This window comes from Lacipirellulaceae bacterium (genome assembly GCA_040218535.1).
Lineage (GTDB): Bacteria > Planctomycetota > Planctomycetia > Pirellulales > Lacipirellulaceae > Adhaeretor.
On sequence record JAVJRG010000005.1, the window covers coordinates 2,107,952 to 2,123,343 of the forward strand.

Genomic DNA, 15,392 nt, shown 5'->3' on the forward strand with positions numbered 1-15,392 from the left:
TACTTTCTTGCATCGATAGCATGGATTCAATCAGGCTGCTCTTGCTCGGTCAGCATCACGGGCGGTTTCGATTAATTGCTGGTAGCTTGCTTCGGAAAGCTGCCAGTCGGCAGCTCCCAGATTCTCGACGACTTGCTGCGGACGCTTCGCACCAAACAGCACACTGCCGACACCATCGGTGTCGAGCAGCCAACGCATCGCCGTCTGTGCCGGGCTCTTCCCGACGCGAGCGGCAATCTGTTTCAGCGCGTCGACAACACGTAGATTGGCGTGGAACTTCTCGCCCTGGAAATTCTCGTAACGACTCCGACGGTCGTTCTCCTCGAAGCGGCTGTTGACGTCGTACTTGCCGGACAACAGGCCTTGAGCCAACGAGCCCCAGGTTACCAAAGGAGTGTCGGTTGCTTGAGTGGTTTCCGACGCTTCCTCAGCAAGACTTCGATCCACTAAGCTGTACTGAATTTGCAGAGCGCTAATCGGAGCTACTTCGGCTGCACGCTTGACCTTTTCAGGCGAAAAGTTCGAGAGGCCGATGGCACCGATTTTCCCCTCTGACCGCAGACACTCCAACTCACCGACGATCTCTTCGACGGGAGTTACGCCGTCAGGCCAGTGAACGTAGTAAAGGGGAATGCACTCCAACCGCAGCCGGCGGAGACTCGCTTCAAGTGCCGTGCGGACGTAATCAGGCGAGATATCCTTCCGCGTGTTACCTTGTAAATCCCAGCGAACACCAAACTTCGTGGCGATCACTACTTCGTGGCGGGCGTCTCCGAGTGCTTCAGAAAGCAGTTCTTCGGAGCGGCCCAAACCGTAAACATCGGCTGTATCAAAGAAGGTAACCCCAAGCTCCAGGGCCTTCCGCACCGCAGCGACTCCCTCGGCATCGCTCGAATCGTTGCCCCAGCCGTGCCCGCCCAAAGGACAGCCTCCGAAACCAAGACGGGAGACTTCGAGCCCCGAGTTGCCGAGCGTGGTTGATTCCATCAGGAAGCCCTCCGCAGTGGTCGAGTTGCGATCACCCAGAAGGTTTGCCAAAGGATAGCGATATCGCCCCAGAAGCTTCGTGTATCGACGTACTGCAAACGGAGCGCGTTCTTCTGCGGCAGAATTCGCTCGCGGAAGACTTTATCGGGATCTTCTCCGCCGACATGGGATTGGAGGTCGTGGAATTTCAGGCTCGAGAGATCGGTGATCCCGGGACGAACACTCAGTATCCGTTGTTCTTCCTGCGTGAATTGACTCGTGTACTCTTCCACTTCGGGTCGTGGACCCACGAGGCTCATGTCGCCAAAGATCACGTTGAACAGTTGCGGCAGCTCGTCGAGTTTGAAGTCGCGTAGCGTTTTACCAATGCTCGTCAGCCGAGCGTCGTTCTGGCCTGTGGTCGTTCCACCTAAGCGCTCCGCGTTCACAACCATTGTGCGGAACTTGAAAATGCGGAACTCGCCACCATAGCGTGCCGTGCGAACACCACGGTAGAACACTGGCCCTGGCGAAGTGAGTTTCACGAGAATAGCCACCGATATCAAAATCGGCAAAAGCAGCGCAACGGCTACTAGGGCAACTACCAGGTCGAGAGTTCGTTTGGCAACTTCTTGCACAATTAGGCCGCCTGCCTCGATGATGGCTGAGTGGGTCGCTGTTTCGACTGGCTGACCGCTGGCTTGTGAAGCTCAAAGCTGAATTGCCAAGCCATCCGACGTATTAGCGGGATTCGCAAGATCACCGCATCAATCGCATTGCCGATCGAAAGGGCAGGGCGGAAAAGTGGAGTCTTGCGAAGTACCGAAGCAGCAATGCTCGCCAAATGCCAGTAGCGGACGTTCTTCACATCAAAATAATGCTCAGATAGCTGCAGCTCGTCGTGAGAGAGAATATGGTGCTTCTCCCATTCGGTTCGCAAACCAGGCGTGAGCAATCGATAAGCTTTGACGATCGGATTGTAATCGAGGGCTTCGATCGCCAAGCAAACACCACCTGGTTTCAAAACCCGACACATCTCAGGGAAGGCCTCTTCAACGTTGAGGTGATGCAGCATCCCTGAGCAGATCATCACGTCCACGCTATCGTCTGGCAGCCCTGTCGCTTCACAATCGCCTTGTAGGAAGAATGTGTTGCCTTCCAGCCCGTCAGCTTTGGCGTCGGAACGGGCATTAAGAATCGAAGTGCGGCTGATGTCGAGCCCGATGGCCAAGTCGGCTCCACTACGTGCGGCGTGCATCGCTAACGAGCCTTGACCGCAGGCATAATCAAGAACCACTTTGCCCGGCGAGTGTGAAGAGATCCACTGCAGCGTATGCTGCTTGGATTTCTCAACAGTTGAATAGAACCGCTTGTTGCCACGGCTCTTCTCTTGCAGGTCTTCCGCGTCGCGATCTTTGCCGTGACGGTCGACCTTCTCATCATGAAAGCGCGCTTCTTCTGCTTTGCGGTCTTCGACGTTTGCGAGCCAGGTATCGTCGCCCGTGCGATCGATTTCTCGCAACGTGGCTATCAGGTCTTCTCGAGATCGACTCGTTGCACTTTGCACTTGATGAATCCTTCTTGCTAGCTCCTGCGGAAGCAGCAAGAACTGATCATGCTGCCGGGCGGGGATAGTACCGATCAGCCGTGCTGCCCGCAATAGCTTCCAAGTGCTCTGCGAAGCCCCCATAAACCTGCTCGGCTGAGTATCTTTCTAGGAAAAGATCGCGAGCATTCTGCACCAGTTCTCGGTGCCGCCCAGTATCGGCTAGCAGGGCTAGCATCTGGGAAGCAAGGCGGTCCGCGTCGCCGTTGTAGCTGATTCCCACCTCGTTGGATTCGACGAGCCGATGCAGCGCACCTCGCGACAGACTACTGACGATCGGTAGCCCTCCGGCGAGATACTCAATCGGTTTGTTAGCGACGTTGCTCAGGAAATTGGGCGTTTCCAGATAGGGTGCCAAGCCAAACTGTGAGTGCTGCATCAGTGCCCAAATTTGGGCTGCATTGACCCAACCCGGCCATTTGATGAACTTGTCGCCAGCCGTCTCGGCCCGCAAGCTTTCAAGGACCTCACCCTGTCCACAGAAGACGAACTGGACGTGACGTTTCGCATTCACTCGCCGAGCTGCGTCGATGACCGAATCGAAGTCGAACTGTCGATTGAGTGTTCCGAAGAAGCAGGCGACCGGCACGTTTGGGTCGACTCCGATCCCTTCTTGATCCCAATGGCGACGTGAATCTTGCAACTCGTTTTCGCTCAAGTTCGGTGGGTCGTAAGCGAACGGAACAGCACGGTCCCAATCACTAAGGCCCCGCCCACCTCGTTCGAGGCCCCAGCGGACGAACTCGTCAGTGCTACCGCACAGCGCGGTTGCCTGCGCACAGGCATTACTCGACATACGGAAGTACGGCGCAAGAACACTACGGGCGATCTTTTGCGTTGAGCCGGGAGCATGGTCCACGAACAGATCAGGCCAAAGGTCACGGATATCAAGCACAACAGGCACGTCATTCTCTCGACCGTATTTCACAGCCGTGTAGCTCGCTTCAATTGTTGGATACGAGCAAAGAATCACATCGGGCTGCGTTTCTCGAGCCATCACGGTGCGTAGCTTGCGACCCAAGAGATAGTGATTCTTCAATCGCTGCAGAGAGATATTCTTCTGGTAGGCAGGCACATGCAGATAGCGAACTCGAAATTGCTCAGAGAGTTCAACAAGCCTATCACTGCGATAGCGATGCTCCTTATCAAAATGCGAAAAGGTGGAGGTAAACCAATCCACCTGATGGCCTCGCTTGAGCAACTGCTCAGCGATCATCCCGGTGCGTCGAAGACGCATCGCGCCTGCGTCGGCAGGGGTTGGTTCAGTACTGTTGATCAGCCAGACCTTCATAACGATGTTCCTTAAGCAGCGCTTCCTAAGCAGCAACACGGGCGGAAGTAGGCTGCGTCGTTCTTTGCGGCATTTGTTGGTTTTGGATAGTGAAGCCCAAGCTCTTCCCGATCGCCCAGTATCCGCCAACCGACGAACACAACAGCAAGCTAGTGGTAACAATCCCGAAGGCATTTCCTGGGATAAGCCAAATCCAGACGAGAATCAAAATGGCCTGAAATACTGCGGAGATGACGCTCTTCCGACGCAACAGCGCGACTTGAACCGCCTGGGTACCAAAGCCGGCGATCAAACCTCCCAGCAACACTGCAGGCCAACCCCAATTGCGCCAGAGATCGCCCACAAAGCTCACCGGCAAGATTACCAGGCGTGGTGCATAGCGACTCTCTAGATACTCGCGCCCTGTGAGCAAGCAAAACATGCGAATGTATTGCCCACGCAGTTGTCGGTCTGCTGTTGGAAAGTACTCGAACGCCATCGCCGAAGTACGCGCCGAGGCAAGCAGGATACGATTCACCACAACGTGATGCACGCCGTCCTGGACTTCGCCAAGGTCTGCCTCGCTGTCGTATTGGATTGCCGAGATGAGCCCCGTCACGACAAGTGCAATCGAAGCGACTGTCGCATAGGCCCTGATCGCTTTCACACGAAACAGCCGTTGCGTATTCGCAATTGCTACCCCAAACAGCAACATGCAGCAAAGCACCATTGCTGGGGCTCGCTCCAATGACAGGCAAGCAATAATCATTCCTGTGATGAACACGAATAGAAAATCGCGTCGCCAGATTCCTCCGCCTGCTACCCACATGAAGTACAGATAAAGCATGCAGAGCGGTATCAGCAGACTACGAGAGATCGCAAGGGCAAAGAGTAAAGCACGCGGCAACTCACTAACAGAGAAGCGTAACGAGAGGTCGTCGATCTCTGCGGAGTAGTCGACGAATAGTTTCATAATGGGAATGAATTCCGAGACAGCAATGTAAACGCCAGCAACACCGCAAGCGATCCAGAACACCAGGTAGACGATCCGTCGGAACGCCACATCACCAGCGGTGATGTGTAAACGATCAGCGGCGTAAGCGGCGACTCGCTTTCTCGAATCGGAGAAGCAAGAAGTGGCCAGCAGCACGCCGACGGGAAAGGTCACCAACACGCTCTGGATGCACCAGAGATAATTACTGCGAGCCCAATGATCCATCTCCGAATAGATCATCAGCGAAGGCAATGCCATCAGGCAAAAGTAAGCCATCAGGAACATCGCGGGGATGGTGAGATTCGAGACCTGAAGACAGGGCCCCAGCAGAAGCTTTCCACCCAACGCAACCAGCGACCCAACAGCGAAGCATTGCACTGCATGCGAATCGAGATCGCTGAAGATACTGATCCAAAGGTTCAGCCCAATCACCACGGCAGCGGAGAGGGCGTTCTCAACGCCCATCCGGCTGATTCGCTTCCCTGACGAGCTGGTTCTCGCGTTGGACGCTAATGCGACGCGGTGAGTGTTCACGAAACGGCCCCCCGCGGATGACCAATCGCGTACCAACTGAGGCTGACGGAGATCAAGTGCGACAAACAGCCGGCAGCACTCATCGCAGCAATCGTCACGAGGGGATCGCCCAGGAAATAGGAAGGCAGGAAGAGCCCTAGCAACATCAGCGAAGCCCCAATGGCGGCAGCCACAAACTGCAAATCTTGTCGATGGGTGACGTCAAAGGTGGGACGGATCGAAACGGCGAATAAGTGCATCAGCAGTAGCGGGCAAAGAATCTGGCAATAGACGCCTGCCTCTGTCCACTGTTGTCCCAAGCCCCAGGGGAAAAGCACGCGAGCCGACAGGGCCAATAGCGCAATCACAGGAGTTCCTACCAGCGCCGACTTGCGTAGGGTACGAATGAAGAAATCTCGTAGCTCCTTCGGCGCGTGAGGACCAATCCTCGATGCTTCTGAGAGATAAACCCGTGCGACCGGAACTACCAAAAGCGTGAGCGGCGCGCCAACGATTCGCCAAGCAAGCATGAACCAGCCCGCGCAGGTGGTACCGTAAAGGCTCGCCAGTAGCAGAGGCGGCACCGTTGTTTGCGAAATGTTGAGCGTCTCCGACGCAACTCCAAACTGAGGGAATCTCCGGTAAGTTGCAGCCGCGGCTTTGAGGCCTCGCCACGAGAACTTCGGCAACCGGCGTTTACCAAGCCATGCCAAAGTAATCAGACACGTCAGCGAGTAGCCAACCAACTGGCCAAGGATCAAGCCATTCCAGGCGTCAAATAGAAACGCGAAAACCAACTGAGCAAGAACCATGCTCACGATCAGCGTAAAACGCAATTGCGCCAATCTGCGAAACTGAGCATCACGAGTCGCCCAAAGTGTGAGGATCTGAAACAGGCCATAAGCCAAGAGGTTGAGTGCGAGCGGAAAAAGGTAGGGCCGCAGCGGAGCAAGCTTCGAGTCCCCACCGAACCACTGCAATGCGAGCCCAATGCCACAGACAGCGGGCACACTTAAAGCCAAACCCGAGAGCAGTGCTAGCTGAGCGAGCCTGCCAGCAGCTCGGCGGGTTTTCGGAAGTGGAATAGCGGCCTCAAAACGCAAACAGATCGCCACGCCTAACAGAGACATCATCGAGCCATAGGTTGCTAGCACGCCGAATTGCGATGGTGAGTACAGCCGCGTCAACAGCGGTGTTGCCAGCAACATCAGTGCATAGCCGCCAGCGTGCCCCATCGCGATTGTCGCAACACCTCGCGTAAGCCGACCCTGCCCGAGCTTCGACTGCAATGCTAGCACACGACCTGAGACTCGGTCGGTGATTCGAATCGCAGCTTGGGAAAGGCTAGGCATGCCGGCGTCGTGAGGGGTCTCGGGAGTACCTGATGCAGAAGGCATCGCTGGCAGGCTTATAGAGAGAAGCAAGCCTTGTAGTCAACGGAGTCTTGGCAACCGGCGTTCCTAACGCTGGCATCTCTTAAGGCCCTCCAACCCACCTTGCTTGGGGACTGCTCACCGAGTAGCATCCGCCCGCTCTGAATCCCTCGTGCGCGAGCTAACTAGCGATGCGTCGCGAGCCTTCAATAAACCCATTCAAAGTGAAATTGCTTTACCCAATGAAGCAAAGCAACAAAATATCTCACCCGCTAATAGTTACCGCGTTGGCAGGCTGCGCGTTGGGGTTGGCTGGCTGCCAGAGCGGTCAGATTCGGGCCAATCGGCTGCCTCCTGAGTTCCAAGTTGCTGCCACGAAGAATACCGAAATGCTCAACCTCTCAAGGATGGCGAGCACCGGCAACGGTGGATCGTTAATCGCCGCGGGGGATCTTCTCTCAGTGACGGTTTCCACCGGACGAACCGGAGAGCGACCAGCTCCAACGTTGGCTCGTGTCGATGATTCCGGAAATGTCGATGTCCCTTTGGTTGGCCCAGTGCAGGTAGCCGGGCTCGAACCACCAGCCGCTAGCCAAGTCGTTTCCAGTGCTGCTGTTGAGCGTGGAATTTACCGGCAGCCGCACATTTCCGTGGAAATGAAAACCAAGGCGGTCAACAAAATCACTGTCATCGGGGCTATCAAAAAATCGGGGCTACATGAACTTCCACGCGACTCAAGTGACCTGCTAGCCGCACTCACCGCTGCCGGTGGTCTGGCCGAGGACGCCAGCACGATGGTCGACATCATGCAGCAACCACCAAAGCTCGCCGAAGCAAGCAGCAACCCTTCAGATGTTCAACTCGCAGGGTACCGCGATGGCCAGACGGCTGAAGGAGTCGAACCTGCAGGCTTCCTGAGAAACAGGCAGCGCCGAGGGTACGCTGGCCCCAGAAGCATGCGTATCGATCTGGAACAGCTGAGTCAGCAAGGCGGAGTGGCACAACCCCTGTCTGATGGCGATGTCGTGATGGTGTTGCCCAAGGAAAAACGTGTCGTTCACATCTCCGGCCTTGTAAAGAAACCGAACCAATTCGAGTTGCCACCTAACCAAGACGTTTATTTGCTTGACGCCGTGGCCATGGCCGGAGGGATCAGCTCACCGGTGGCCAATAAAGTGTTGGTCATTCGGCGTTTGCCAAATCAAACCGAGCCCGTCGTCATTCAGGCGAGCCTAGCTCGGGCGAAAACTGACGGTGCTGAGAATCTTCGCCTAGCCCCCGGCGATATGGTTTCCGTGGAACGAACGCCCGCCACAATCGTGGTGGATACGATCGGCAAGTTCTTCCGTGTCGCAGTCAGCGGCTCGACGGCGCTTTTCTAGCACAACTTAATTCCCCGCATATCGAAAACGACTCAAAGACCACCTTGATGACTCCCCCGCAAGAAAACAACGAAGTCAGCACCTCGATTGCGGCCCCGTCCGCAGACTTGGTGCCAGGTCTCTTGCGATTTCTGCGCATCGCTAGGTTTCGTCGCAAGGTGGTTTACAGCACTCTCTGTGTCGCTGTCATCTGTGGCGGAGTCTACTACGCGCTCGCACCACGAAAGTACGAATCATCAGCCAAGATATTGATTATCCAGCATCGGCCTGACCAAGTTGCTTCTGTCGGCGATCACGACAGCAACGAGTCAACAATGGCTACCCAGCGCGATCTCGTGAAAAGCGAGCGTGTGTTGGAAGCTGCGATCGAACGGCTCGAACCCGAATACCGGGTTGATCTGGTTAGTACACCCGAACGACAACGTGCAAAAGAACTAGCAAAAGGTTTGGCGGTCAAAGTCACCCGGAATACGAACTTCATCGAACTAAGCTATCGTTCCCGAAAAGATGTCGCCGCAGCAGCAGTCGTCCGAGCGGTTCTGGCCTCGTATCTCGAGTTCGTTGGCAGCACTCACCAAGGTTCTGCGGGGCTGCAGCTCGAGAACCTGCGTACCGAGCATAGCCAGAAGCAGAAGCTTCTAAGTATCAAACAGCAACAGCTTCAAGAGCTGAGCCATCGGGTAGGGCATCTCGATGTAAATAGCGAAGATGGAGTGATCGACCCCATCATTCAGCGTGCTCTAATGCTCAACCAAGCACTCCTGACGGCCCAGGAGCGGCGGCTCGAGTTGACTTCGGTCATGACCACCGTGAAAGCGGCCCGCGAACGCGGTGAAGACATCACCCAGCATCTTGCCGGCGTCGAAACCGTGGTTGGTCGTGAAATGCTTCTCGCTGGACTAGGAATGAGCCGACAAGACCACCAAGTCTTGGCCGACCACCAACGTCGCCTACTCGCCGCGCAAAACGAGCTGCATGAAGCCTCTTCTTACGAGGGACCGAACCACCCACGCATCATCCAACTAAAAGAGGAAATACAGAGCGTCGAACAGTTCCTTGAGAACTATCACGTCAACGTGAGTAAACGATTCGGCGACTCCAGCAGTCGCGAGCTTGGGCCTGTTGTCGAACGCATGCTAACGCAATCGGTTCAGCAAGCGATCGACCGCGAAAAACAGATCGAGGTTTCTTATCTTCAAGCACGGGACGAAGCCTCTCGTCATCGAGGCTCGCTCTACATGCTGGAAGGCCTGGATCGCGAGATCCAGCGGCTTGAGACGCAAATCGACAACCTTGCAGTTGCAATTTCAGACGTCGATTTCCAGAAAGCTCAAGCACCGATCCGCGTCGAAGTTGTAAGCGACCCGCGACCGGAGCCAATCCCTGTCTCACCGCTGCTGCGGAACGTGATCGTCATGACGTTGCTTGGTGGTCTGGCCGTCGGCGGACTACTGGTGTACGTGCAAGACTTGCTTGACGACCGATTCAGCTCGCCCGAAGAACTGACCGCGCTGCTAAACGTTCCCGTCCTGTCGATTGTTCGCACGCTCAACCCACTTTCCGGTGAGGGCCTCGCCTCCGTACAAACGCACGCCTTACCTCATGCTGTCGAGACAGAAGCGTTCCGCACGCTCCGAACTTCACTCACTCTGAACGGTCAATCGACCGATCGAATGTTGATCTCCAGCACCGAGCCTGGCGACGGAAAGACGACCGTCTCCTCGAACCTGGCCGTTTCATTTGCTCAGGCAGGTAAACGGACCTTGGTGATTGATGCAGACCTTCGCAAACCGGGCATGACAGCGCTACTTGATCTCAAAGGTCAACGCGGCGTAGCAGATATTTTGGCTGAGGACACTTCCATTGAGCAGACGGTCATTGAAGTCGTCCAGCATACGGAAAACGAACTGTTAGACGTCATCCCCGCCGGCCTTCGCCGACCAAACCCTGCTGAACTGCTCAGCAGCCGCCAATTCGCGGAACTCTTAGCCTGGGCCGACTCGCAATACGATCAAGTGATCGTCGACTGCCCGCCCGTGCTGGCCGTGAGCGATGCCCAAATCGTCGCCCAATTAGTCGACGGTGCAGTACTCGTAGTGCGCCCCGAAAAGAACCACCGCCGACTCGTCATGCGTGCCGTCGAGAGCTTTGCCGCGAGCGGCAGTAACGTCTTCGGAATCGTCGCCAACGGGCTTTCCGAGGAGGCGGCCGGTTATGGCTACGGATACGGGTATGGCTACGGATATGGGCATGAGGAGTCTCTCGACGAGTCAGAGGAGCCGAGCCTACCAGCCGAGACCTTCTCGTTCACCCCGCCGAGTCCTGAATCAATACCACCTGTCGCCACAACGGTTCCGCTACCCCCTAGGGCTCCTGAATTGAGCAAGAGTAGCCCGTCGCCTACGCCACTTATCAAACCTCGACGTGCTGCCTAAGAAATTCCGCATTGTTCAAGTCGTAAAAATGTCCCAATGGAACCGAACCAATTCGTCGCACCCGCAGCCTGGTGGAACCCTAGGGGACTTCTGCCTAAAGACGGTTGATTGGGGCCTAGCGGCAGTTTCGTTGATCGTCCCGTTGGCGTTCGGCGGAAATCATCACTTTGGGCGACTGCTTCTTGTCACAATTACTTGCGCCGTGGCAATCGCTTGGTTCACTAGGCAGGCTTTTACCCACGCCGACCGTGCTCGATCCGTACCGGGTCTCTGGTTGTTCGGACTGGCGACCTTGGTGGTGGGACTGCAGTTGGTGCAATTGCCGACGAGCTGGATTGCATCGCTTTCGCCTCGCATTAGCGAACTGCTTCCCATGTGGAGCCCCGGCGGTCTCAATGGGATCGGCCTAGGCAAGTGGCAAACCCTTTCGTTAGCGCCAGACTCAAGTCGTATCGCGCTGGTGATGATGCTGACCTACGGCTTACTGTTTACCGTCGCTTCTCAGCGACTTGTTGAGTTAGGAGATCTCCGCAAACGGCTTTACTGGCTTGCCGGGGGTGCTGCCTTAGCGGCAAGCATTGGATTACTACAAAAGTTTGGCAGCAACGGCTTGTTTCTTTGGTTTTACGAGCGACCTGGCTTTCTCGATGACTTTGATCTCCGAGGCACCTTTGGTAATCGCAATCACCTCGGTCACTTCCTCGTTCTCGCCTTGGGTCCGCTCTTGGCCCTAACGATAGCCCATCTGCTCGACCGCGAGGCATCGAAAACGAAGCCGACAAGTTTTCAGCCCCAGACCCTCCAAAAAACTCTTTCCGACATCGGCTGGCAGACGTTCGTGCTCGGCGGAGCAACTCTGTTGGTCGCGTTTACCGCATTGCTGACACTTTCAAGAGGAGCAATGATCACGGTCGCGTTTGTGAGTTGCTTGACGCTGCTCGCCTGTTGGGTCCGAGGACTGCTAACGTCGCGAACAGTGGGAACTCTCGGAGGATTCGCCCTCGGAATCTTCGCGCTACTGACCGTCTACGGGTACGAAAAAGTTGCCCATCGCCTAGACGACCTAACCGTGACCTCTCTAGAGCAACTCGACAAAGACGGAGGGCGAAGGAGTATTTGGGCCGCCAATGTTGGTGCAATCAAACAAGGCGGCTGGTTCGGTTCGGGTACGGGGAGTCATTCGCGTATCTACCACGCCTACTTGAAGAAGTCGCAGCGCGACCTCTATGTCTATGCAGAGAATGGCTACTTGCAAGTCCTCACGGAAAATGGCTTCCTTGGGGGATTCCTTTTGGTTCTGGCCCTGGCAGTTGGCTTACGCTGGGCTTTTGTGGCTATCTACTTCGCTCCCTCGAATCAGTCTTACTTGCTTGCAGTCGGCGTTGTTGCCAGTTTGGCGGCAAGTCTCTTGCAATCAACTTGGGATTTCGTCTGGTACAACCCGGCTTGTTTCGCAGCGACTCTCTTTCTCCTCGCCGTTCTTGCCAGACTTGCCGCGGAGGGTTCGCCCCGCCGTAGTGCGTATGACAAAGCGCCGCTCGACAGCTTTCGCTGGGTCACACCGATCGGTGTTACCGCTTTGGGAGCCGCGCTTGTTTTCTCAATGATTGGCCCGGGAATTGGCGCCTTGCACTGGGATAGCTACCTGCTTGCTTCGAGGGCACGAGAGAGGCTCTCACACGCCCGACTAGCGAAACCGCATAGCGAGTACGATCCCGAGTCGGAACGAGCCGAACTCACTGAGAAATCAGTACTCTACGAGAGAATGCTCACCCACTTGAGGGCTGCCGTTCGCTGGCATCCGGGCAATGCCGACGCGCACCTGATGCTGGCGACCCGCGCGAAGACGGCATTCATGCTTGAATCGATGAAAGCCCAAAACGCGATGCCCGTCCTAGAGATCCGTGACGCTGCTCTGGGGCGTTTCGCCAGTCCGCAGGAGCTCAAAGAGTGGCTCGTCGTGGCTTTCGGCGAGCATAGCCAGATGCTTTACGAAGCAAATCACCACGCGCAGCGAGCCGCAACCCTAAGTCCCCTCTTGGGAAAGGCCTACCTCCACTTGGCTGATCTCTGCTTCCTACGAACCGACAGACCCGACGTGATTGACGCCTGCGTTGCCCAGGCACTGCTTACTCAGCCTCAGAGCGGTGACGTCCTTTTCTCAGCCGGTCAGCAGAAGCTGGTCCAAGGAGAGACAGCCAAAGCCTTTGAGTTTTGGCAAGACGCTTTTCAGGACGAAGGCATCCATCAGCAACGCATTATTCAATTGCTCGCAGCACAGTTGCCTGCTCCTGCCTTTCTGGAAATGTTCCAGCCAAAATGGGATACGCTTCGCCCGCTCTGGACCCACTATCGTGCTTCAGCTCGTACTGCTGAAGAACTTATAGCCATCACGGAGTATGCAGTCGCTCAGGCAAAGCGTGAGATGCCTTCGCTCTCGCGCGAAGCAGCGGGAAGCCTCTGGTTGCGACTGGCGACCATGCAGATCGAAACCCATCAAGCGGAAGCAGCGCTGCAAAGCCTAGCAACGGCGGTACGAGTTACCCCTGAGAATTACGGCACGCGACGCCTGCTTGGTTTAACCCTTGCCGAGGCAGGTAGAATCGAGGAAGCAGAAACGCATCTCGACTGGTGCCTCATTCGGCGTCCCCGGGACGAAAGCGTGAAACAGACGATTCAAGCGATTTCCAAAGCCCGGCTCGCAGCGCTACGAAGCGAGAACCGCGAGACGAGCTTGACACCAACGTCGTTCCAATAGATGACGCAACATTCAGTGCTACCCGAATCTTACCATGACCCACCAACAACGAATCGCTCGTGTCCTGGCTCAATTGGCGTTGCTCTCGCCGATTCTGGTTTGCGCGTATTGGGCTTCGTATATGCTGAGGTTCTCTGGAGCGATTCCAGAATTCGCGCAGCACGCGTTCACCAGCACCGTCGCCATCATGCTGGCCATTAAAGCGACCTCGCTGGTGTGGTTCCGCGCTCATCATCTGTGGAGCCGATATGTCAGCCTCCACGACCTACAGATTCTTGCTCAAGCAGTCACAATTGCCACCCTCGGTTTCACCCTGCTGGACGCGTTGCTACTTCCCAACATCATCATTCCCCGCAGCGTGATCTTGCTCGACTGGGGAGTTACGCTCGTCGCTTTGGCCACGGTGCGTGCTCTGCCTCGTGTCATGAGCAACTTGCAATGGAAAGCGAAGGCCCACGAAGGTGTCCGCGCCTTCATCGTCGGGGCGACCGACTCTGGAGAGACCCTCCTGCGAACCTTGCACGGCAAATCGAGCCTTGCCTACAAGTGCGTCGGTATTCTCGATGATCGACCACGCTACCGAGGTCGACGACTCGCCGGAGTCGAGGTCTTAGGCGGCCTCGACGACACGGCACGCCTCGTCAAACAGTACCATGTGGCCGAAGTCTTGATCACCGCTGGCGAACTCCCAGGTCTGCGTGTGCGTCAGTTGATGGACTTGGCAGAAGAAAATAACTTCAGGGTCAAAGTCCTTCCCAGTTACGATCAACTGCTCGCGGAACAAGTCGCCGTTCAGCCGAGACCGGTCGCCATCGCGGACCTCTTAGGAAGACCCCATGTCGAGCTCGACGACTCAGACACACGAGATTGGCTTAACGGAAAGACGTTGCTTGTCACTGGTAGTTCAGGAAGCATCGGCTCGGAAGTTTGCCGTCAGCTACTGAAAATGAATCCAGCGAAGCTAGTCGTGCTCGACCGATCAGAGACAGGTCAGTTTTTCCTGGAACGTGAGCTACGACGATTGCATCCGAGTTCAAACATTGAAGTGGCACTGGCCGACATCAACGACGGCGATCGCCTCGAAGCAGTGTTTGAGCAGTACCAGCCCGACATCGTCTTCCACGCGGCTGCTTACAAGCACGTGCCATTGATGGAGGCTCATGTTGGCGAGGGCGTGAAGAATATCGCACTGGCAACTCGCAAGCTGGCCGACCTGGCACACGACTTCGAAGTCGAAAGTTTCGTCATGATTTCGACGGACAAGGCGGTCAACCCGACCAGCGTCATGGGTTCGTGCAAACGCCTCGCGGAGCAGTATGTGCAGGCGAAGGCCTCAACCTCAGACACTCGCTTTGTCACCGTACGTTTCGGAAATGTGCTCGATTCAGCCGGCAGCGTCGTGCCCATCTTCCGCGAACAGATCGCCCGGGGCGGACCGATTACCGTCACCGACGAGAAGATGGTCCGCTACTTCATGATGATTCCCGAAGCGGCCCAACTCGTCATCCAAGCCGGTGCGATGGGGCAAGGGGGTGAGATCTTCGTCCTCGACATGGGCGAACCGGTCCGCATCGTCGACCTCGCCAAAGACATGATTCGCCTGTCAGGACTGCGCGTCGATGAGGATATCGAAATCAAATTCTCAGGCCTCCGCCCAGGCGAAAAACTCTACGAGGAACTGTATGGCACAGAAGAAAACCATACCGAGACCCCTCACCCTAAAATCATGGTCGCCGAAAGCAAGACACGATCGCTGCTGGAAATCATCTATGATTTCTCACGGCTTGAAGAAGTCGCCAACGGACCTAATGATGTTTGTGCCGCGATGCTGCAGGAAATTATTCCGCTGACTGGGAAGCGAACGGCCAGCGCGAAACGGCTAGCGGCCTAGCTCTCATGATCACGAGAGTATTGTCCAGCGTTCGTGTAGTTTTTGTCTGCCGTGCGAGCACAAGCAATCTTCCCGGGTTGCTTGATTTACCCCCGACTCGACCCTAGAATCGGGGTCCCACTCGCCAGCGGGGAGCGTATGCTTCCTCCGATTACTGGCGATTTCGTTAGGTTTGTCTCCGAAGCGATCACCTCCAGCTTCTTG

The 15,392-nt window shown here is 56.0% G+C and carries 10 protein-coding genes; 4 read left to right on the forward strand and 6 right to left on the reverse strand.

What is annotated here, in order from left to right; translation table 11 throughout:
- Nucleotides 1–30: 30 nt before the first annotated feature.
- From RIB44_08590 to RIB44_08615, 6 genes are read right to left on the reverse strand one after another with little or no spacing between them, the layout of a single operon-like run.
- Entirely contained in the window at nt 31–987 is a 957-nt protein-coding gene (locus tag RIB44_08590) for an aldo/keto reductase (GenBank protein ID MEQ8616637.1), read from the reverse strand.
- Nucleotides 987–1,604 carry a sugar transferase gene (locus RIB44_08595; GenBank protein ID MEQ8616638.1) on the reverse strand — a complete coding sequence of 206 codons (618 nt, stop codon included), beginning with the start codon at nt 1,602–1,604 and terminating at the stop codon, nt 987–989. The genes RIB44_08590 and RIB44_08595 overlap by 1 nt, the downstream gene beginning before the upstream one ends.
- 2 nt (nt 1,605–1,606) lie before the next feature.
- Entirely contained in the window at nt 1,607–2,533 is a 927-nt protein-coding gene (locus tag RIB44_08600) for a class I SAM-dependent methyltransferase (protein ID MEQ8616639.1), read from the reverse strand.
- A gap of 46 nt (nt 2,534–2,579) precedes the next feature.
- Nucleotides 2,580–3,863 (reverse strand): glycosyltransferase family 4 protein, encoded by a 1,284-nt coding sequence (locus RIB44_08605; GenBank protein ID MEQ8616640.1) that lies wholly within the window; start codon nt 3,861–3,863, stop codon nt 2,580–2,582.
- Nucleotides 3,864–3,888: 25 nt separating this feature from the next.
- Nucleotides 3,889–5,370: a hypothetical protein gene (locus tag RIB44_08610; GenBank protein ID MEQ8616641.1), complete on the reverse strand. Its 1,482-nt coding sequence runs from the start codon at nt 5,368–5,370 to the stop codon at nt 3,889–3,891.
- Nucleotides 5,367–6,746: an oligosaccharide flippase family protein gene (locus RIB44_08615; protein ID MEQ8616642.1), complete on the reverse strand. Its 1,380-nt coding sequence runs from the start codon at nt 6,744–6,746 to the stop codon at nt 5,367–5,369. Before RIB44_08615 ends, RIB44_08610 begins: the two co-directional genes overlap by 4 nt.
- Nucleotides 6,747–7,111: 365 nt before the next feature.
- Here RIB44_08615 and RIB44_08620 point away from each other — a divergent pair, with 365 nt between their 5' ends.
- The 4 genes from RIB44_08620 to RIB44_08635 are packed head-to-tail and all read left to right on the forward strand — an operon-like array spanning nt 7,112 to nt 15,188.
- Nucleotides 7,112–8,104, forward strand: a complete 993-nt coding sequence (locus RIB44_08620) for a polysaccharide biosynthesis/export family protein (protein MEQ8616643.1) — start codon at nt 7,112–7,114, stop codon at nt 8,102–8,104.
- Between the two features lie 47 nt (nt 8,105–8,151).
- Nucleotides 8,152–10,539 carry a polysaccharide biosynthesis tyrosine autokinase gene (locus RIB44_08625; protein MEQ8616644.1) on the forward strand — a complete coding sequence of 796 codons (2,388 nt, stop codon included), beginning with the start codon at nt 8,152–8,154 and terminating at the stop codon, nt 10,537–10,539.
- 28 nt (nt 10,540–10,567) lie between these two features.
- Nucleotides 10,568–13,297, forward strand: coding sequence for an O-antigen ligase family protein (locus tag RIB44_08630; protein ID MEQ8616645.1), 2,730 nt, complete (start codon nt 10,568–10,570; stop codon nt 13,295–13,297).
- 34 nt (nt 13,298–13,331) lie between these two features.
- On the forward strand, nt 13,332–15,188 hold the full coding sequence (locus RIB44_08635; protein ID MEQ8616646.1) for a nucleoside-diphosphate sugar epimerase/dehydratase: 1,857 nt from the start codon (nt 13,332–13,334) through the stop codon (nt 15,186–15,188).
- Nucleotides 15,189–15,392: the final 204 nt, after the last annotated feature.